Source organism: Neglectibacter caecimuris (assembly GCF_034335015.1).
Taxonomy (GTDB): Bacteria; Bacillota; Clostridia; order Oscillospirales; family Acutalibacteraceae; genus Acutalibacter; species Acutalibacter caecimuris_A.
The window spans coordinates 258570-278657 of the sequence record NZ_JAWXXK010000003.1; the positions used below are offsets into that span (position 1 = coordinate 258570).

The following is a 20088-nucleotide window of genomic DNA, read 5'->3' on the forward strand; positions in this document are numbered from 1 at the left end:
TTTGTAAGCTTGTACCGACAGGATACCAGTGCAGATCTCCAAGCGGAGTTTACCGGGAACAAAACGCTGTTTCCGGCAAACTCTGCCGGAAAGCTGTACGCTTTATTCTATTTGGTACAAGTTCTTAGTCCTTCAGAGCCTCTTCGATAAAGTCGGCGGGAAGGGCACGGCCTGTGAGAAGATCGTGGATCAGATCCGCCATGAAATAGGAAAGCTCGGCAAAATGATCTGTGATGTAAGTGACACCGTTGCATTCCGTGGCCGTCCAGCCCAGAATGTATCTTGCGAACCACTCCACACTGATCAGAAGCTCCCCTTCCCGGTGCAGGGCCTCGCAGTACATGCTGCGCAGCTTGTCGTCTATCATACACCCAATGCTGCCCCGGGCAAATTGCAGCTCTCTTCCGTCGGGCAGGGTCAATGCCGCCGTCAGCGTATCCTCGGAAACAGAAAGCGTTCCTCCCGTCATTTCCGCCAGGAAGCTTACGGGAACACAGGTGTATTCCCCTCTCACCAGCTGGCCGCCGTTCAGGCCATGGTATTTCAGCTTCTGCCAGCGCACCGGCGCCGTTTTCAGCTCCACCACCCGGTTGTGCCACCATACCCTGGAAACGCCGGGGGCAAAGGCCGCCGCGCGTTCATCTCCCGCTGTGGAAAGGGGCGTTTCGCTTTGCACGATCTCCCCGTTTTCTCCCCTGCGGGTCCCGGCCAGCAGGTAATCCCAATACAAAAAGGCCTCGTCCAACGCCTGTCCGTGATCCCGGATCTTGATATCGTTAAAGACATACGGCGCTTTTTGTCCGGTATAGAATGCCATATTGTCTTCCCCCATAATACTGATTTTGGGTATGGGGTCGCATTGATTGATCGTAAGCCAGTAATACCTGCTTTCTCTCACTGAGCGAGCTTCCGCTTCCATATCGGCATTCCCATGGCCGTTATTTTCCGGGTGAGATTCCCATATGGCCAGCGGACCTCCCTGGTTTTTCAGCCGGTGGTTTTCATCGATCAGCCCATGGATCCGCCCGGGACCGGCGGAGCAGGCGGCGCCGGCCAGAAGGTAGCCGTAACGCCGGGAAAACTGCTGTGTCATGCCGCAGCCATTGGACATGCCCTGCATGTAGATCCGCTTTTCATCTACCGGGTATTTTGCCTGAATGTGCTTGATGAGCCGCAGCACAAAATTGCAGTCGATGTTTTCCTCTATGGTACGCGCCGGCTCCGGAAATTCCATGCCGTCTATGGCCTTCAGCTTAAATTTTTTGTGCGGGAACATCTGCATCTGCCAAAAACGGTTGGTATGCCCGTTGGGAAACACACAGAGGAAACCCTCCCGCTCTGCCAGTATGGACCAGCTGCTGTAAATACACTGGCCCCACCCCGTCATCAGACCTCCGTGCATGCTCAGCACCAGGGGATTCTTTTTCGATGGGTCATAGCTTTCCGGCACATATTCATACCACACCCCTTCGATACCGTCCTCCGGCTTCTCCACGATCCTCCCTTCCTCGTCCAGAATGGCGTGGAACTCCTTCAGCCGCTTCGGATAGGGCTGGGAGTTGTTGCCGTTCTCGTTCACCACGATATCCGAGCCCTTGATCCGCTCCGGTAAATAATCGCGGTTATCATCATCCGGCATACCTGCGCGAAGCTGTATTTTTCTGCTCATATCAGTTCCCCTCCGTATTCCTTTCTGATGTTCTTAAAAACGGGATCGCTTCCCGCATGATTTTTTCGTAGCTTTCAAAGGTATGGTTTCCTTCCAGAATGTCCCGAATCACACCGGCCATATAGTAGGAAAGCTCGGCAAAATGATCTGTGACGTAAGTGACGCCGTCGCATTCCGTGGCCGTCCAGCCCAGAATGTATCTTGCGAACCACTCCACACTGATCAGAAGCTCCCCTTCCCGGTGCAGGGCCTCGCAGTACATGCTGCGCAGCTTGTCGTCTATCATACACCCAATGCTGCCCCGGGCAAATTGCAGCTCTCTTCCGTCGGGCAGGGTCAATGCCGCCGTCAGCGTATCCTCGGAAACAGAAAGCGTTCCTCCCGTCATTTCCGCCAGGAAGCTTACGGGAACACAGGTGTATTCCCCTCTCACCAGCTGGCCGCCGTTCAGGCCATGGTATTTCAGCTTCTGCCAGCGCACCGGCGCCGCTTTCAGCTCCACCACCCGGTTGTGCCACCATACCCTGGAAACGCCGGGGGCAAAGGCCGCCGCGTGTTCATCTCCCTTTCTGGGCAGATTGGTTTCTCCCATGGTGATACTTCCATCCGCTTCCCGGCGAAGACCGGAAAAGAAATAATCCCAGTACAAATACGCTTCGTCCAGAGATTGACCGTGATCCCTGTTTTTGATATCCAGGTAGACCAGATCTGCCTTTTTTCCCCGATAGAACGCAAAGTTGTTTTCTCCATGGATCCGGATCTCCGGCAGGGGATCGCATTCATTGAGCTTCAACCAGTAATACCGGTTATAGTCGTTTTTCCTGGCCGCCTCCCGATAATCTGAGCCGTGAGAATTGTGCTCCGGCCGAGACTGCCACACGGGAACCGGCCCGGCAATATTTTTGATCTTTCCGCTTTGGTCAAACAGGCAGTAAGGGAAGGTAGAGCCTCCCGCTCCCGCGGCGCCTGCCAAAAGATCGCCATAATAGCGGGCAAACTGATGGGTCATCATATTCCCCATGGACATGCCCTGCATAAAGATTCGTGACTCGTCCACATTGTATTTTTGCTTCATGCGCTCAATGAGCCCCCGCACAAAGTTCAGATCGTGGTTTTCCCGGTAATCCGCCGGCGCGCGGGCCACTGTTTTTCCGTCAAGCTCGGTGGGACCGCCGGATTCGTAAATTCCCTCCGTGCACCAGAACATCATTTCACTGGCGTCGGGAAACACGCAGAGAAGTCCTTCCCGCTCCGCCAGCATGGACCAGCTGCTGTAAACACACTGGCCCCAGCCTGTCATTAAACCGCCGTGCAGGCTTACGATCAGCGGAGCTTTCTTTTCCGGGTCATAGGAGGCCGGTACGTATTCATACCAGATATTCTCCTTCCCGTCCGCAATGACCTCCTGAAATTTCTGTAAGCGTGCCGGGTAAGGCTGAGAATTGTTGCCGTTCTCATTTACCACAATATCCGAGCCGATAATGGAAAAAGGAAGATAACTGCGGTTGTCATCGTCCGGCGTGCCTGCCCGAAGGGTCCATTTCCTGTTCATCTGATTCCTCCTCATCAATCAAAATCTATGGCAACACCGTTTAGAATTGTGCGGCGCTGCCCTGTTGCTGTTTCCAGTATAATTCCTTCTTTTCCTCTCTTCTATCGTTACTCTGACCATAATTATTCATTCCTTGACGTGGATCTTTGAGCGGTAAGCTCAAATTTTTTTCGAAAAAAATCATATTTCCCACATTTCTGCTCTGCTTTTTGATATCCCGCGCTTACCACCTCCGGATATAATGAAGGAAATCCCTGAAAAACCACGGCAGGAAAGCAAAGCGATCCTTTTCAGGACAAAATGCCTTTCGCCGGAAAAAGAAAGGAAAGTGGTCTATGATGAAAACTCTGTATGCCCAGGAAATGAACTCTCTGCTGAAAACCTGCGGCCGCTGTTATGATGACGCCAAACATGAACGGCTGTATTTTAACTGGACCGGGGCCTCCATTGAGCTCAAATTTTGCGGCACCCTTCTCATGGCGGATCTCAGCGCTCTAAACGGCGAAGAACCCGTATTCAGCATGTGGAACAAAGAGCCTGCCACACGGCAGACCTGGCCCGTGGTGGGTGTGGTAATCGATGGCAATGAAGAAAAAGTAAAGAAATATGAGCTTACCGAGCAGGAAAACCGTATCATCCTGTATCACGGCAGCGATGCAACGGCCCATACAATCCGCATCATTAAGCTGACAGAAAATTTCAAATCCTATACCGCCCTTCATGCCCTTTCCTTCGAGGGAAAGCTTTTAGAACCGGACGGACAGAAGCGCCCGGAGATCGAATTCATCGGCGATTCCATTACCTGCGGCTTCGGCAATCTTTCAGACGACCGTTCCCAAGGCTTCTTTTCCTATACGGAAGACGCCCTGAAAACCTATGGAATGCTGGCGGCAAAAGAACTGGAAATGGACTACAGCGCCATTTGTTTCTCCGGCATTGCCACCACAAAATACGGCGGAGAACTGGTCTCCTATGCCATGGACGAGCTGTATCCCTATACAGACCGCGTACTCAGCGACAAGCTGGGCTGCTCCGAGATCGAGGAATGGGACTTTTCCCGCCACCCGAAGGATTATGTTGTGGTGAACCTGGGCACCAACGATTCTCACGCCGTTACCTACGGCGGCCACAAGGATCCTGACAGGCTGTTCCATGAAGGATATCTGCGCTTCCTGAAAACCTTGCGGAGCTTAAACGGATCCCAAACAAAAATCATCTGCTGTCTGGGAAGCATGAGCTACTATTTTTACGATGACATTCTCCGCATTGTGGAGGAATACAAAAAAGAAACCGGCGACACAGAGGTTTACTGCATGAAATTCCGCCAAATGCTGTTTTTCGACGGCTTTGGGGCCTGTGACCACCCCTCCGCCAAGACTCACCGAAAAATGGCGGACGAACTGGTTTCCTTCCTGCGCTCCATCTCCTGACGAGCTCACGGATTTTATTAAAAAGAGACTGCCGCGAAATGTTCCTTTCGCGGCAGTCTCTTTTTTAGATTCTGGATTCTAGACGCTAGACGGTGGTGGCGCTGCGCAGCAGCGCCTGAAAGAAGGGCGTATATAAAATGAGGAATGAGCAATGGAGGGTAGCTCCCCCTTTCTGTCATTCTGAGCCGCGGGCGAAGAATCTCGCCCTTGAATTTCCTAAAAAGGTCAAGGGACGAGATTCTTCACTTCGTTCAGAATGACAGGAGAAAGGCAGGCAGATAACTGCTAAATTATAAGTTTAACGTCCTTAGGCTCCCCTTGCGCGAGCAAGGGTTGCTGTGCCCCGGTGGGGCACAGCAACCGGAGCGAAGCGTAGAAAGCTGTCACGGCGAAGCCGTGACTGAGGGGATTAGAACTAGCGGTTTTATCCCACTTTCTGCGTGTGACTATCCCCTCCACCACCTTACGGTGGTCCCCGCAGACTGCGAAGCAGTCTGTTTCCCCTCTATAAATAAGGGGAGGCAAAGGGCAGCCAAACTCCAATTTATCGAACTCTGCCGCATTCTTAATTACTAATTGCCCTTGCGCTTAATCGATGTGGGGCATACCGTAGGTTCCCACGGAAAGCGAATCCTTTCCCTTTGCTACTACCTTGTCAAAGACATAGCGGTAAGGGGGCTGTTCTTCTTCTGGCAGCATATGGGTCTCATTGCCGAGAACGCAGGCGTCAAAATCATTCTCATACTTTTTCCATACGGGGCGACCTTCGCTGTTGGGGTCTCCTTTTTTGGCGAAGTGATACCAGTAATCCTGGATCAGCTCCATAAAGTCATAGTCCGCGCCCACCCAGTGGTAGGGGAAGAAGGGATCCCGCTCGCCGGTATCCACTCTGCCGAACACATAGGGCATCTCCGCGCAGTGGGGGCAGCCCAGCTCATGGCCTCTCTTCGTCTCGTTCTCTTTATTCATCACCCAAAGGAACGCTCTTTTTCCATACTTGTGGCACATTTTCGCCACATAAAAACCATTGACTGCCATAATACGGGAGGCCAGAGTGGTACACGCCTTTTCCGCTTCCACCTCATTGGCGGCTGGATACCAGGCCTTCATCTGCTCATAATCCGCGGCAAATTCTTTTTTCAGGTGCTGGTCAAATTCTTCTACCGGCAGGCCCTTGCACGCCCGTACCGGAGATTCCTGAGCACAGCTGCCGATCATCACATCGAAATCATTGATCTTTCCGGCTGTGAGCAGCTCATAATAATTTCCTGGCAGGAACTCGCCGTCCACACAGAACCGAATGCCGCCGGAGAAGGGCTGTCCCCTGGTATATTCCTGGTAGGCGTCAAACAGCTCCCAGGCGTCCTTTTGGCGCAGCTCTTCTATGGTAGACACACCGATGGAATCCATAAACTCCTGAGAGGCCTTTTCCACCTCTTCCCGGGGGCAGGGACCGCCGGAGCCGAATACCATGAAGCCGCTTTCCACGGAGATATGCTGCACAAGCCCGTTCATCAGCGGAGAAACCAGCAGAGAGCAGGTGGCTCTCGCGCCTCCGGACTGACCGGCCACTGTGATGTTATTGGGGTCGCCGCCAAACACCGCAATGTTTTCCTTGACCCACTGGCAGGCCTTTCTCACGTCATATAGGCCATAGTTTCCGGAAGTACCGTTCCCTTCCTTCGTAAGCTCCGGGTGCGCAAAAAATCCAAACAGGCCCAGGCGGTAGTTGATGGTGACAACGATCATATCCTTCCGCCCTGCCAGACCTTCCCCGGCACAAACCACTTCCACACCGGACCCGGCCACCATGCCGCCGCCATGTACCCAAATAAATACCGGCAGCTTGTCCTCCTGAGTCTTCGCCGGCGTCCACACGTTCAGGTACAGGCAGTCTTCCTCATATTGAGAGGGAGCCAGCATCTGCGGGACGCCGTGAACATTGGCTTTCGCGTCTCCCAGCTCCTGCACCTGCTGTACGGCGGCGGCGCTGTACTGGGTCACCCGGCGAATGCCTCTCCAGCAGCCGGGATCCTGAGGGTGCCTGAACCGCAGGTCTCCCACCGGAGGCGCGGCGTAAGGGATCCCCTTGTAGATCTTCAGCGTACCGTTGGGCGCTTCCTCCGTATAGCCCTGGATCCAGCCCTGCTTCACCTTTACCTTTGCGTGCTCGAAATCGGTAACGGTAAAGTTGTTCGTTTTCATTTCGCTCATACAAAACCTCCTGTTTGCTGGGACGACTGCCGTCTGTCCGGCGATGCTGTCCCGAATTTTTACAATGGCGTATTCCCGCAGGCAGGGAAATGCAGGCTCCCCGCAAGGCCTTGCCAAAAGCCGCATGCCGCTGTTTGCGGAAGTTACGCTCTGGTTTCAGTATAGCAGGAAAGGCGGAAGGCGGGATTCAGAAAACCTGACTTGTAATGACGCTTTTCTGAGGTGTTCCCTTCTCCCCATACCGAACGAAGCATTTCTGATCTATAATAAAAGCTGTACAAAGCAAAAATCGGAGATCCACGGTATTTCCGATTCCTGTTTTCCCTTCCAACCGGTGAAAAATGCAAAAATCAATAAAAATTAAGCAAAGGAGAAAAGAGGGTATGGAACAACAAAAGAAAGGGTGGCTCAGCAAATACATAGTGACGGACAAAAGCTTTTATAAGCAAATGCTGGTCCTTACACTTCCTGTGGTTTTGCAGAGCATCATAAACCAGGGCGTCAACATGATGGACACCATTATGGTGGGAAAGCTGGGAGAAGTTTCGATCTCCGCCTCATCGCTGGCCAACCAGTTTTATCAGATCTATTCGTTTCTCTGTATGGGATTCAGCGCGGCAGGCCTGGTGCTGGCCTCTCAGTACTGGGGCGCGGGAAAAAAGGACACGGTAAAGCGGGTATGCGACCTGGTGCTGCAGCTGGTTTTCGTGCTGGGCGCCGTATTTGCGGTAGTTTCTTTTCTCTTCCCCACGCAGATCATGTCCGTTTATACCAATGACGCGGACGTGATTCGGGAAGGCGCCGGATATCTCAGGGTGACCGCCTTTGTCTATCTGCCCCACGGATTGGGCCTGATCATCGCCAACTTAGTGCGATCTATCGGAAATACAAAGCTGGGGCTAATCGTTTCCAGCATCTCTTTCCTGGTCAATATCGGGTGCAACTACATTTTCATTTTCGGCAAGCTGGGAGCTCCCGCCATGGGTGTGACCGGCGCGGCTGTAGGGACCCTGTGCGCCCGTGTGGTGGAATTTGTGGTATGTGTCGTTTATATGCTGAAAATTGAGAAAGCTCTGAAATACCGTTTTGGAGGTCTCTTACGGCTTCCTCAGAAAAGTCTGATAAAAGAGTTCCAGCGGCTGGGCCTTCCGGCGGTGATCAGCGATACGCTGCTGGGCTTCTCCAGCAGTATTCTTTCCATTATTCTGGGCCATATGGGTAAGGAGATCGTAAGCTCTTACGCCATTGTCATGGTAGTGGACAGGACCTGCACCGTGGCCACCATGGGCGTTGCCAGCGCCGCGGGCGTTATGGTGGGCCAAACTGTGGGAAAAGGCGACTTCGAGCGAGCTCACAAGGAAGGGAAATCCTTCCTTGTTCTGAGCATTGTCATGGGTATGATCAGCGCGGCCCTTGTTCTGCTGATCGGCACCTGGTCCATCAGCCTGTATGAGATCACCGAATCGACCTACGCCATCACTGTTTCCATGATGCAGGCCAGCGCCTTGATCGTTCTGTTCCAGTCCACCGCCACCACCACCACAAAGGGCGTGCTGCGAGGCGGCGGGGATACAAAGTTCCTGATGTTTGCCGATGTGATCTTCCAGTGGTGCGCTTCCATTCCTCTGGGGTATCTGGCTGGCCTTGTGCTGCAGCTGCCCCCCTTCTGGGTCATGCTCGCCCTGCGGATCGACTATGTGATCAAGGCGGTTTGGATGTCCTTCCGTATGCAGGGAAACAAATGGATCCACAAGGTAAAAAATGTGTGATCCACTCGGTTCTTTTCTTCCTGACAGGCTGTTTCAAACCGCAAAAAACACAGGACAGAAGGGAAAATCATTACAGTAAAAACATCTGCTAAAAAGTATAAATCAGGAGGGCGTTCCATAGAGCGCCCTCCCGATTTTTCCTTTCTCCACCCGCAGCGCTTTGCCCCTGTTTTTGCCGCTTTCTTCTGTTCTTCTTCTGAATCCAAAACTTCCCCGCTGAACTTTGTTCAGCGGGGAAGTTTTGGATTATCTAACTCTTTACTCCCATTCGATGGTGCCGCTGGGCTTCGGCGTCAGGTCGTAGAGCACACGGTTGACGCCCTTTACCTCCTTGGTGATCCGGTCTGTGATGTGCTGCAACAGGGCAAAGGGCACGTCCTCCACCGTTGCGGTCATGGCATCTGTGGTGTTCACCGCGCGAATGATCACCGGGTAAGCGAAGGTGCGCGCGCCGTTTTCCACGCCCACGGAACGGAAATCGGGGATCGCGGTAAAATACTGCCACACCTTGCCTTCTAAACCGTTTTTCGCGAATTCCTCCCGCAGAATAGCGTCCGACTCACGCACGGCCTCCAGCCGGTCCCGGGTGATGGCCCCCAGGCAGCGCACGCCGAGGCCGGGGCCGGGGAACGGCTGGCGGAACACCATGCCGTCCGGCAAGCCCAGCGCCTTGCCTACTACGCGCACCTCGTCTTTATACAAGAACTTCAGCGGCTCCACCAGCTCAAATTTCATATCCTCCGGCAGACCGCCTACATTGTGGTGGGCCTTTACGCCGTCGCTTTCAATGATATCCGGGTAAATGGTGCCCTGGGCCAGAAATTCAATGCCCTCCTGCTTGCGGGCCTCTTCTTCAAACACACGAATGAATTCCGCGCCGATGATCTTCCGCTTCTTCTCCGGCTCGACCACTCCCGCCAGCTTGTCCAGGAACCGGTCTACCGCGTCCACATAGACAAGGTTTGCGTCCATTTCGTCCCGGAACACCTTGACCACCTGCTCCGGCTCTCCCTTGCGCAGCAGCCCGTGATTGACGTGTACGCACACAAGCTGCTTGCCAATGGCCTTGATAAGCAGCGCCGCCACAACAGAACTGTCCACCCCGCCGGAAAGGGCCAGCAGCACCTTTTTGCCCCCGATCTGAGCGCGCAGCGCGGCCACCTGCTCTTCTATAAACGCCTGTGCCAGCTCCGGCGTCTCGATTCGTTTCATGCTTTCAGGGCGCTTGTTGTTTTCCATAGTTTTGTTCTCCTCTTTTTTCATCCGAATTTTGACCGTATTATAACACCAAAGAAGTCCCCGGCGCAAGTATGGATAGCTGAAAGCTACTTGCAAAAGTGATATACTTGACTGGCGCTCACCCGGGAAATCATACTACGCTCAGATGGTGATTTTTCCACTTCATAACGAGGATAAATTGCCTTGTAAAATGAGATATTCTAAAATGCTGATTCGTAACAAATCTAACACATATTTTCTCCTTATTGCCGTTGGTTACATGGTGCTAACACCATTGCATTTCCTATCGCTTAAAGAAATAGGAGACAGACTGCATTTTAGAATTTGCTGCCCGTTTAACTTTTTTACGCAAAATGTTTCTTTATCCATCGAAAAAATGTAATCCCCATTTTCATAAAAGGAATTTTGAGTCATTCCAGCTTTTTGCATTACTTTATATGATTCTATATTGTCCTTTACGCACCCTCCATAAATGATGTCATATTCCATCTTCTCAAATGCGTAATTTATTAATTCCACAGCGCATTGCGCAGCATAACCTCGATTGCGGTATTTCTCATCAATCATGTAAAAAAGAACTGTGTTCCCCGGCCCGGCTTCTCCGTCCAGTCCGCACCAGCTTATTATCATATTGGGTTCCTGCTTTTAAAAAACGCCTAAACATAAATGACAGATTGCTTTCTTGCGATTCCTGCTATGGGGGTATCTTCCATGTACTTTAATGCTTCGTATGCCTTCTCTATCGTTGTTTCCTGTGGATACTCCCACATTCTTGCGATCTCCTGAATGTCGTTTTCAGTCACAGTGCGCAATATTAAATCAGTTGTTCTGATTTCCACTATTCATTTGCCCCGCTATCTACAATCGCCTTTATTTCATCAGCTATTTGCTGAACGCTTTTGTTATCTGTATTGATCACATAATCACCTTCGTATGGCTTTAAATGCAGCCAGAAAAAAGAGCATTCAGTTTCATCTCCACGCTTTTTATGACGTTCCCGTAAAGTTTCCTCGGAACAGGTCAAGGTAATGCCAATCACAGAATAGTCTTTTGCTGTGATATCTTTTAATATCGCTTTACGAATTGCTTTATCCACAACAACCACCGATGAAAAAAAGACATAATCAAAACCGGAGTTCAGATAGGTAGACAACGCAAAGGACATTGTTTTATCACCATTTCTCAATCTCGGATCCTCAACCGAAAACGGATTGACACACCATGCCCAATCCCCATCGAAATAAGCGCTGTTTTCATAAGAGGTAAAAAGCTTCTGCGTCACCGTCGTTTTCCCCACACAGGGAGAGCCTGCTATAATAATCAATTTTTGTTTTGACATCCGTATTCCTCTCAATCATCATCTGAAGCCCTGCAACAATATGCCCGACTATACCACTTTCATTTCCAATTTTCCACAAACTATAGGACACAGCAACCGCTGGGCCCTATAGTTCTTATTACTCCCACTCCTCGGCGGATAGCTTGAACTGACTGTTTTTTCCTCATTTTTCAAGCATTTATTATCCGTATTATTCAAAAATTGCTCTCGTTTTTGTGCCAGTCAAAATTTTTAGAGCCAAAATAGAGCCACATATACTCAATCAATTATATCAAAATCAATGCACTAAACTTACGCTTTTGCTACTTTTATTAATTCGCAAATCTTCTTTTTTGTAGTTGCATCACCCTGTTCCAGTAAATCTTCTAATTTTTCAATTAACAGTTTGCTTTTCCTTTCTATATCATATTGTCGTCCTATACTTTCTTCTTTTATCTGTAGGTTCACAAGCATATTATCTAAATCTATATTACCCAATAAATAATCACCATAACAGATTAAATTTCTATCTACTTGACTATAATACCCATTTTCTATTTTTTCTTTTACCTTTTCAAATAATTCTTTATATTCCTTTACACTTGACTCTTTTAATAATGTATACAAAAGCGACCCGGCATTATAATGTTGAATACTAAAATCACTTTCTGCTTTAATAACCTCTAACGATTCTTTTAAACTGATTTCTGCGATAACTTCTAAAGCTACTTTTTTGATATTTCTATTGGGTGATTTCACAAAATCCTTCAATGCTTCTATGTCTTCAATAGAGTTGAAAATATATGCAATGTTATATTCATCTCTTAAAATTTCTAATGTAAGCAATATGGAATATTCATCTAATCCTTTCAGTTTATCCCATATTTCGCCATTGCTCTCAACCAAATTTCCTGCACCAGTTAAAAGCGCAATCATTAAATTAGCATTATCTGCATCATTTTCACCAAATGAGCCAAATAAAACATCTCTAACATTATCCCTAAGTTTTGGACTTACCAAATATATTCCCTCTGACTCAAACCCATATCGGCACATACAATTCACAATATCTCTTTTTTCCTTGTCATCTCCCCCTAACCAAAGAGTATACCATTCTTCAAAAATACTATCATCACCTAATTGATTGGATAATTTACACATACACATAATAATTTTATTACTATGGTTATCCTTTAAATTCTCTTGTATAAATTCCCATAATTTTTTTGCCACATCAAAATCTAACTGAACAGATATAAAATAATCCCAAATACAACTTTCTAAGTCATTATCCTCACACTCTTTCAATATTTTCAATATTTTCTTCTGTTGTATTTTTAAACTTTTCGTTTCTCTTAAAACATTAATCGTACTTTGAAGTATCTGCTCATCCGACCTATTCAATAATTGGGTTAAACTTAGCTTGATTACTGCATCATTAGGGCAATATCTACACATTTCTATTAAAGAAGCCAATAAATCTGTAGATACTTTTTCATCTTCTAATAATTTATTAATTGCTTGAATAAATGTATCTCTATAAAACAAGGTTCTCTCAGAATATCCAAAGCTTTCGATAAATTCAATAGTTTCATTTTCATTTTTTATATTTTCTATCTTTTCTATCTTTTCTATTACCTGCGCAGCACTCAACTTATATTCTGTAAATTCATTCTTATCATCTACTATTTCATTAATGTCAAAACGTCTAATCAAAGCTGGTATATTTTCATTATATTTCCTAGAAGTAGACATATCAGCATACAATTTGCCTTTTAAAAATCCAGGCAATTCGCATTTCCCAACAAGAATAGGAATTGCTATAACTTTCTTACCATCTATTTCCTTGTTCATTGCAATATCCAGTTCCTTTTTTACCCATTCTGAATGCACTGAATTTTCTGAAATCAATGCTATCAAAAAATCCATGTGATCTAAACCATCTCTTATTTTTTCAATTAGTGAATCACCCAATCTTATTTCTGACTCATCAATCCATACTTTTATTCCATATTTATCCAATTCTTTAGCAATTTTTCTTGCCATAGGCTTATCCTTATAGTTATGGCTTATAAATACATTAATCATCTGTTAGTTCCTCCACAATATGCACTATCTACCCCTGTGCTTCTCTTTCCTTTTCCGCTGTTTCAGTTCAAACTGCCGCTGTTTCTCCGCTTCTCGTTGCTCCCGATTCACCGCCTTACGTTCAGTTTTCAATTGCTCCTGCTGTAATTTCAAAACCTGTTGCGATTTTGTACCTATTCCGGTATTTTGTATCTGCTTCCGTACTTCACGCTGTACCCGTTTAGGATTGTGACCAACTTCTTTTACATCAGTTGACACAGCTGAACTAAATCGCAGCCGATAGTAATTTTTCAGAACGAAATCATATATTTCATAGTCTTTTGGTTCTGCCCCAAACGTAACCTTACACACGGATAACTTTCCCTCTGATACACGTTCAAACACTCCCACCCAAAAGGGTTCTTCAAAAAACACTGTCAGCTTTCCCGAAACTTTGTCCATGACAATTCCTCCTTAAAATAATTGTAATGAACAAAGAACGGACGACCCTAAGGAGGGAGGGCTACTTACACCCAAATGGTGCGACTGGACTACCTACCAGTTCTGCAAGATTGTCTTGCGTTGTGTATTTTATCTTTGCCCCTATATATTACCACATAAACGCCCATTTTTCCACAAAAATATGGCAATCCGCCTATAACTGCAAACTGCCATATTATCATTTCCCTTGTCTACTCTGACTTACATGGTGCTAGCACCATGTAGCAATCATCAACAAAAGGAGCATTTCCTTTGTCACAGCCTATTTCCTATAACCATACTCCCCAATCTCCATAATCAAATGTTCCACTGCCATGATGAAGTTTTCCGTCCGCCTTGAGATTTCTAAAGGCTTCCCGCATACGGATTAAGATTTCCGGTTCTATATCCAGTGAATGGTGCGCCGGAAATACTTTCTTTACAGGCAATGCCGCAACTTTTTCCAAAGAATCGAGGTATGCCTCCGGGTCAGTAGACGGATAATAAGCAAACAAAATATCTTTATAAACCAAATCGCCAGTAAATAAATATCCCCTGCTTTTTTCCCAAAAGCACAAATGCCCCGGAGAGTGTCCGGGAGTATGCAGCACCTCAATTTCCCTGCTGCCAATATCAATGATGTCATGGTCTGTCAGCACTTTTGTTGGCATGCCCTGAAACAATTTATAATCACTCACGCAAAACCCTTCGGGCAAATCACAGCAATCTATGACCATCTCTCTTATCGTTTCGATTGATAAAGGGAATTTACCATTCAGCCAATCCAATTCATCAGGGTGAGCATAAAAATCCGGGAAATACTTATGCCCACCAATATGATCCCAGTGAATGTGCGTGGCTACTGCCGTAATTGGCTTATCGGTAAGCTTCAGCACTTCCTCATAGATATTGGAAACGCCAAGCCCCGTATCAATAAGCAGACTTCGGGTATTTCCATTCAACAGATAGCAATGCGTTTCCTCCCAATGGCGGTATTCACTGATAATATATGTATTTGCATCAATTTTATCTATTGTAAACCAGTTATCCATTACTCCACGCTCCTTAAAATCCTAATGAATTTATAGTTTTTCTATCTCTGCCAAAGAATTTTGAATATCCTTATAGACCAATGACTGCATACTTTCTGCATAAATAGATATATCCGCTTTTTGTAATGCCGTAACAATATCTTCTTTTAATTCCGGCTTATTTTTTGCTATCATAGGTAGCAATTTTATACATTGTCTTGCTGTTATCGGCTTAACATCTTCTATATGCTTCAAATATTCGTCTATAATTTCATCAATTTTATTATCTTTATCCCATTTAGCATTATAGGCAATCAGCGTAAGCCCTCTTGTCCGAATGTAAGAATTATCATTGTCAATCATATCGGCTAACTTATCCATATAGCAATATACCTTGTCTGATTTCTCACATTCTTTTTGCAACATCTGTAATGCTTTGTATGCCGTATTATTATTCTTATCAAATAATAGCGAAAAATTACCTTCAATATTTATTTCCATGCCGTTTCATCTCCCATATCTTAAATCATGCTTTCGATTATAGCACTTTCTCTCTGTATCTGCCACTATAAAATACAGGGCATAGCAACCGCCACGCCCCACATTTCTTATCGTTCCAACGACTTTTCAAGCTTCTGTTTCCGTCCTTTCAAATTCCATTTCATTATTCCCACTCGGCGTGATCTTTGCTGTTTTTAACTTTATTTGTTTAAGTTTATGCAAATACGCGCCCATTTCTACATCAATTACATAATTCCTTATGACTTGCTGATTTTCTATTGCCAAAATGTTGTCAACCATATCTAACACTACTTTTGTTTATTAGAGGATTTATCCATTTTTTCTTGCAATTTCATCAAGGCATCAAAACTTTGCATTCCTTTTTGAGGATTCTCAATCAAATTATTCATAAAAATTTCTAACACTCTGTCCTCTGGCTTAATCGAACTTCCAACCTGTTCATTCTTTATAGTTTCTATAAAGGCAGAAAGCATCTGCGAAAATCTTGTTTCAATATTATTTTCTAATGCTTTCAAATTATCAGGAATTTGTTGCACTTCCAACAATAATGTTGATAAAATTTCCGCATTTTCTTCTGTACTATTTTCAGAGAGATTTAATAAAGTGCTTACCTCACTAACCGGATTATGAACAATTTCTCCATTCTCAATAGCCTTCAGCATAGCTTCTATTTCTTTTTTTGCCAAATTTGCACCACTCAAAGTCGTATCATACGAAATAGTTCTCATGTTAGATACGTCAAACGGTATTTCAATACCCCCTTTTATAATTTGAATAGCTGGTTTACGATAGGAATGTCTAATCGCCAATTCATAAAATACATTAGGATTATTTCCTGTTAAATCAGCAATAACTAAATCTGCAGAAATAATTTGTTCAATAATAGCTTTTGTAATCAATCCACTATTTGCCATTTTATCAGCTCTCACAACAGAGTACCCAAAATCTTTACACACTGGACTAATAATATACTCCATTACCTCATCTGCGTTTTTACGCACTTCCGTTCCATCTTTACCAATAGGCGTTATCATAAAACATACTTTGTCCATATTTTCCCTCTTCTTCAAATATAGTAATTCTTATTCTGTTAATTTGGCAAGAATTTTTCTTACATTACATATGGAGTAAATAATGTAACAAAAATAAACTAACCAAATAGTATCTAGCATATAAAATAATCTATGTAAAATTTTTCATCACTCGAACTCAATCGTCGCCGGGGGCTTGCTGGTGATGTCGTAGACCACGCGGTTGACGCCTTTGACCTCGTTTACGAGGCGGGTGGAGATTTGATCCAGGGTTTCGTAAGGGATCCGGGCCCAGTCGGCTGTCATGAAATCGGTGGTGGTCACGGCGCGGAGGGCCAGGGTATAGTCGTAGGTTCTGCTGTCGCCCATGACGCCTACGGAGCGGGTATTGGTGAGCACGGCGAAATACTGGTTTATGGCTTTATCCAGCCCGGCGGCGGCGATCCCCTCCCGGAAGATGGCGTCGGCGTCCCGCAGGGTATCCGCTTTTTCCTTAGTGATCTCGCCGATGATGCGAATGGCGAGGCCTGGCCCGGGAAAGGGCTGACGCATCACGAGATATTCGGGGAGGCCCAGCTCCCGGCCCAGCTCACGCACCTCGTCCTTAAAGAGCAGGCGCAGGGGCTCTAAGATCTCCTTGAATTCCACATAGTCCGGCAAGCCGCCCACATTGTGGTGGCTTTTGATCACGGCGGCGTCTCCCAGGCCGGATTCGATCACGTCTGGGTAAATGGTGCCCTGGGCAAGGTATTCCACCGCGCCGATTTTCCGGGATTCCTCCTCAAACACGCGGATAAATTCCTCGCCGATGATTTTCCGCTTATCCTCCGGCTCCACAACGCCGGCCAGCTTCTCTAAAAACCGCCGCTCCGCGTCTACCCGGACAAAATTCAGCTTCCATTTGGCAAAGGCGGCCTCCACCTCGTCGCCTTCGTTTTTCCGCATAAGGCCGTGATCCACAAATACACAGGTCAACTGGTCTCCCACCGCCTCCGCCAGCAGCGCCGCCGCCACAGAGGAATCCACACCGCCGGAAAGGGCCAGCAGCACCCTGCCTCCGCCGATCTTCTCTCTGAGCTCCCGAACGGCTGTTTTGCAGTAGTCCTCCATGGTCCAATCGCCTTTGGCGCCGCAGACCTGATACAGGAAATTGTGCAGCATTTTCGTGCCATTCTCCGTATGGTTGACCTCCGGGTGAAACTGCACTCCGTAAAAACCCCGGCCCTCATCGGCAATAGCCACATTGGGGCAGGCGGCGGAATGGGCCGTCAAGGAAAAGCCCTCCGGCACCTTTGCCATATAATCGCCATGGCTCATCCAGGAAACACCCTCCTCCGGCAAGCCGGAAAACAGCTTGCAGGAGGTATCGTAAAAGGTCTTTGTTTTTCCGTATTCCCTGGCGGACGCGCCTTCGGGGTCCTCCTGGGCGTCGGTGACCCTTCCGCCTAAATGATGGGCCAAAAGCTGACAGCCATAGCAAATTCCCAAAATGGGGATTCCCAGCTTAAAAAGCGCCGGATCCGCCTTGGGGGAATCCGGCAGGTAAACGGAATTGGGCCCGCCGGTAAAGATGATGCCGATGGGCTCCATGGCCTTGATCTCTTCCACAGAAGTGGTATAGGGCTTCACTTCGCAGTACACATGACATTCCCTGACCCGCCGGGCAATGAGCTGATTATACTGTCCGCCGAAATCCAAAACCAGCACAAGCTGGCGCCGGGCGTTTTCCATTGGGATCCCCATCCTTTTTCTTAGCTTGCCGGACAATGCGGCTCAAAGCGGCTGCCCGATGCTTTTATTCTACCACATTCGAGTGGGTTTTTCAAGAAAATTGAAAAGGCGGTTCTGCAAAACAAAACCGCCTTTTTTCCGATTGAAAATTCCTTTTTACCGGGAGACGCCTCGAAGCCTCTCCAGAAAATCGACAGCCTCTTTTACTCCACCGTAACGGATTTTGCCAGGTTCCGGGGCTTATCGATATCACAGCCCTTCATGGAGGCCACGTAATAGGCAAACAGCTGCAGGGGAATGATCGACAAAGAGGGCAGCATAAAATCGGTAATTTTCGGAATACAGAACTGGTAGTCCGTTTCCTGGCGCAAGGCCTTTTCCCTGTCCCGGGTGGTGATACCCAGCACCACCGCGCCTCTGGCCTTGACCTCCTTGACATTGCTCATCATTTTTTCAAACAGGCGGTCATAGGTGCAGATGGAGATCACCAGGGTGCCATCCTCGATGAGGGAAATGGGGCCATGCTTCAATTCACCGCCGGTGTAGGCCTCGGAATGGATATAGGAGATCTCCTTTAATTTCAGGGAAGCCTCCAGAGAGGCGGCATAGTCCACGTTTCTGCCGATAAAATACATATCCCGGGCATTGAAATACTGGGAGGCGAAATACTGGATCGTCTCTTTGTCCGCAAGGCAGGCCGCCGCCAGGTCGGGCAGGCGCTGAAGATCCGCCAGATACTCCTTCCTCTCCTCCTCCGGCAAAACGCCCAACTCCTGGGCCAGATACAGCACAATGAGATAGATCACCGCCAGCTGGGTGCTGTAGGCCTTGGTGGACGCCACGGCGATTTCCGGCCCGGCCCAGGTATACAGCACGTCGTCGGACTCATTGGCGATGGTGCTGCCCACCACGTTTACAATGGAAAGCACCCTGGCGCCGCTGCGCTTCGCCATGCGCAGCGCGGCCAGTGTATCTGCCGTTTCCCCGGACTGGCTGATAATGATGACCAGCGTTTTCTCGTCCAGAATGGGGTCACGGTAACGGAATTCCGAGGCCACGTCCACCTCCATGGGAAGCTTCAGAAGCTTTTCAAAGGCATATTTTGCCACAACGCCCACATGGTAAGAGGTACCGCAGGCCACGATAAAAACCTTATTGATGTTTCGGATCTCCTCGGCGGTCAGCTTGATCTCGTCCAAAACCACCCTGCCGTCCCGCAGGCGGGGGAAAATGGTTTTGCGCAGGGCCTCGGGCTGCTCGCAGATCTCCTTCATCATGAAATGCTCATAGCCGCCCTTTTCCGCGGCGGCAACGTCCCATTCGATCCGCTCGATCTCCTTGGTGAGAGGCTCCTTCTCCGCATTATAGAAGGAAATGCTTTCCCGCTCCAGCACGGCGATCTCTTTATCCTGCAGGCGATAGATATCCCGGGTTTTGGAAAGAATGGCAGGAATATCGGAGGCAATGAAGTTTTCCCCCTGCCCCACGCCGATGATCAGCGGGCTGTCCTTGCGCACGGCAAAGATTTTTTCCGGGCAGTCGGCGCAGATGATGCCCAGGGCATAGCTGCCCTCTACCCGGCCGATCACCTTCTGCACAGCGTCCAGCACATCGCCCCGATAATAATACTCTAAAAGCTGGGCCACCACCTCGGTGTCCGTGTCGGAAACGAACTCCACACCCCGGCGGATCAGGTGGTTTTTCAGCTCCAGATAATTTTCAATGATCCCGTTGTGTACCACGGCGAATTTTCCGCCGGCGCTTTCCTGGGGATGGGAATTCACATCGGAGGGCGCGCCGTGGGTGGCCCACCTGGTATGGCCGATGCCCACCGTGCCGGGTAGATTTTTCCCGCCCTGCAAAATACCGTCCAGTACGCTTAAGCGCCCCTTGGATTTTACCACCCGCAGGCCGCCGTCGTGATAAACGGCCACGCCTGCCGAATCGTACCCCCGGTATTCCAGCTTTGTCAACCCGTTCAGCAGAAAGGGAGCGGCCTGCTCCCCGCCGATATAGCCTACGATCCCGCACATAT

Annotated in this window: 16 protein-coding genes; 2 read left to right on the forward strand and 14 right to left on the reverse strand. The window is 48.1% G+C overall.

The genetic code is table 11. The features are described 5' to 3' along the window. Nucleotides 1–124 precede the first annotated feature (124 nt). Entirely contained in the window at nucleotides 125–1669 is a 1545-nt protein-coding gene (locus U8T64_RS04320) for a CE1 family esterase (RefSeq protein WP_322181294.1), read from the reverse strand. Between the two features lies 1 nt (nucleotide 1670). Further along, nucleotides 1671–3221, reverse strand: coding sequence for a CE1 family esterase (locus tag U8T64_RS04325; protein WP_322181296.1), 1551 nt, complete (start codon nucleotides 3219–3221; stop codon nucleotides 1671–1673). 335 nt (nucleotides 3222–3556) lie between these two features. Here U8T64_RS04325 and U8T64_RS04330 point away from each other — a divergent pair, with 335 nt between their 5' ends. Beyond that, the gene (locus U8T64_RS04330) at nucleotides 3557–4651 is read left to right on the forward strand and encodes an SGNH/GDSL hydrolase family protein (RefSeq protein ID WP_322181298.1); all 1095 of its coding nucleotides are present in this window, start codon (nucleotides 3557–3559) and stop codon (nucleotides 4649–4651) included. Nucleotides 4652–5239: 588 nt separating this feature from the next. On the opposite strand, the gene U8T64_RS04335 is transcribed toward U8T64_RS04330, so the two are convergent. After that, nucleotides 5240–6865 (reverse strand): carboxylesterase/lipase family protein, encoded by a 1626-nt coding sequence (locus U8T64_RS04335; RefSeq protein WP_322181300.1) that lies wholly within the window; start codon nucleotides 6863–6865, stop codon nucleotides 5240–5242. Between the two features lie 383 nt (nucleotides 6866–7248). Between U8T64_RS04335 and U8T64_RS04340 the strand changes: the two genes are divergently transcribed. Beyond that, nucleotides 7249–8634, forward strand: a complete 1386-nt coding sequence (locus tag U8T64_RS04340; RefSeq protein ID WP_322181302.1) for an MATE family efflux transporter — start codon at nucleotides 7249–7251, stop codon at nucleotides 8632–8634. A gap of 258 nt (nucleotides 8635–8892) precedes the next feature. On the opposite strand, the gene guaA (U8T64_RS04345) is transcribed toward U8T64_RS04340, so the two are convergent. The 11 genes from guaA (U8T64_RS04345) to glmS all read right to left on the reverse strand — a co-directional run bounded on the left by guaA (U8T64_RS04345) (nucleotide 8893) and on the right by glmS (nucleotide 20086). Next, on the reverse strand, nucleotides 8893–9846 hold the full coding sequence (gene guaA / locus U8T64_RS04345) for a glutamine-hydrolyzing GMP synthase (RefSeq protein ID WP_322182023.1): 954 nt from the start codon (nucleotides 9844–9846) through the stop codon (nucleotides 8893–8895). Nucleotides 9847–10128: 282 nt separating this feature from the next. Then, nucleotides 10129–10503 carry a GNAT family N-acetyltransferase gene (locus U8T64_RS04350; RefSeq protein WP_322181303.1) on the reverse strand — a complete coding sequence of 125 codons (375 nt, stop codon included), beginning with the start codon at nucleotides 10501–10503 and terminating at the stop codon, nucleotides 10129–10131. 208 nt (nucleotides 10504–10711) lie between these two features. Further along, a complete protein-coding gene (locus U8T64_RS04355; protein ID WP_322181305.1) occupies nucleotides 10712–11212 on the reverse strand; it encodes an AAA family ATPase in 501 nt (166 codons plus the stop codon). Nucleotides 11213–11503: 291 nt separating this feature from the next. Then, nucleotides 11504–13279: a toll/interleukin-1 receptor domain-containing protein gene (locus U8T64_RS04360; protein WP_322181307.1), complete on the reverse strand. Its 1776-nt coding sequence runs from the start codon at nucleotides 13277–13279 to the stop codon at nucleotides 11504–11506. Between the two features lie 24 nt (nucleotides 13280–13303). Next, a complete protein-coding gene (locus U8T64_RS04365; protein ID WP_322181309.1) occupies nucleotides 13304–13720 on the reverse strand; it encodes a YjdF family protein in 417 nt (138 codons plus the stop codon). A 308-nt stretch (nucleotides 13721–14028) separates the two neighbouring features. Next, nucleotides 14029–14790 (reverse strand): MBL fold metallo-hydrolase, encoded by a 762-nt coding sequence (locus U8T64_RS04370; RefSeq protein WP_322181311.1) that lies wholly within the window; start codon nucleotides 14788–14790, stop codon nucleotides 14029–14031. A 30-nt stretch (nucleotides 14791–14820) separates the two neighbouring features. After that, nucleotides 14821–15270, reverse strand: a complete 450-nt coding sequence (locus U8T64_RS04375; protein WP_322181313.1) for a HEAT-like fold family protein — start codon at nucleotides 15268–15270, stop codon at nucleotides 14821–14823. A 126-nt stretch (nucleotides 15271–15396) separates the two neighbouring features. After that, nucleotides 15397–15570: a hypothetical protein gene (locus U8T64_RS04380; protein ID WP_322181316.1), complete on the reverse strand. Its 174-nt coding sequence runs from the start codon at nucleotides 15568–15570 to the stop codon at nucleotides 15397–15399. Nucleotides 15571–15578: 8 nt separating this feature from the next. Then, nucleotides 15579–16343, reverse strand: a complete 765-nt coding sequence (locus U8T64_RS04385) for a hypothetical protein (protein WP_322181317.1) — start codon at nucleotides 16341–16343, stop codon at nucleotides 15579–15581. A gap of 147 nt (nucleotides 16344–16490) precedes the next feature. Further along, nucleotides 16491–18053: a glutamine-hydrolyzing GMP synthase gene (gene guaA, locus U8T64_RS04390; RefSeq protein WP_322181319.1), complete on the reverse strand. Its 1563-nt coding sequence runs from the start codon at nucleotides 18051–18053 to the stop codon at nucleotides 16491–16493. A 203-nt stretch (nucleotides 18054–18256) separates the two neighbouring features. Then, nucleotides 18257–20086 (reverse strand): glutamine--fructose-6-phosphate transaminase (isomerizing), encoded by a 1830-nt coding sequence (gene glmS / locus U8T64_RS04395; protein WP_322181321.1) that lies wholly within the window; start codon nucleotides 20084–20086, stop codon nucleotides 18257–18259. Nucleotides 20087–20088: the final 2 nt, after the last annotated feature.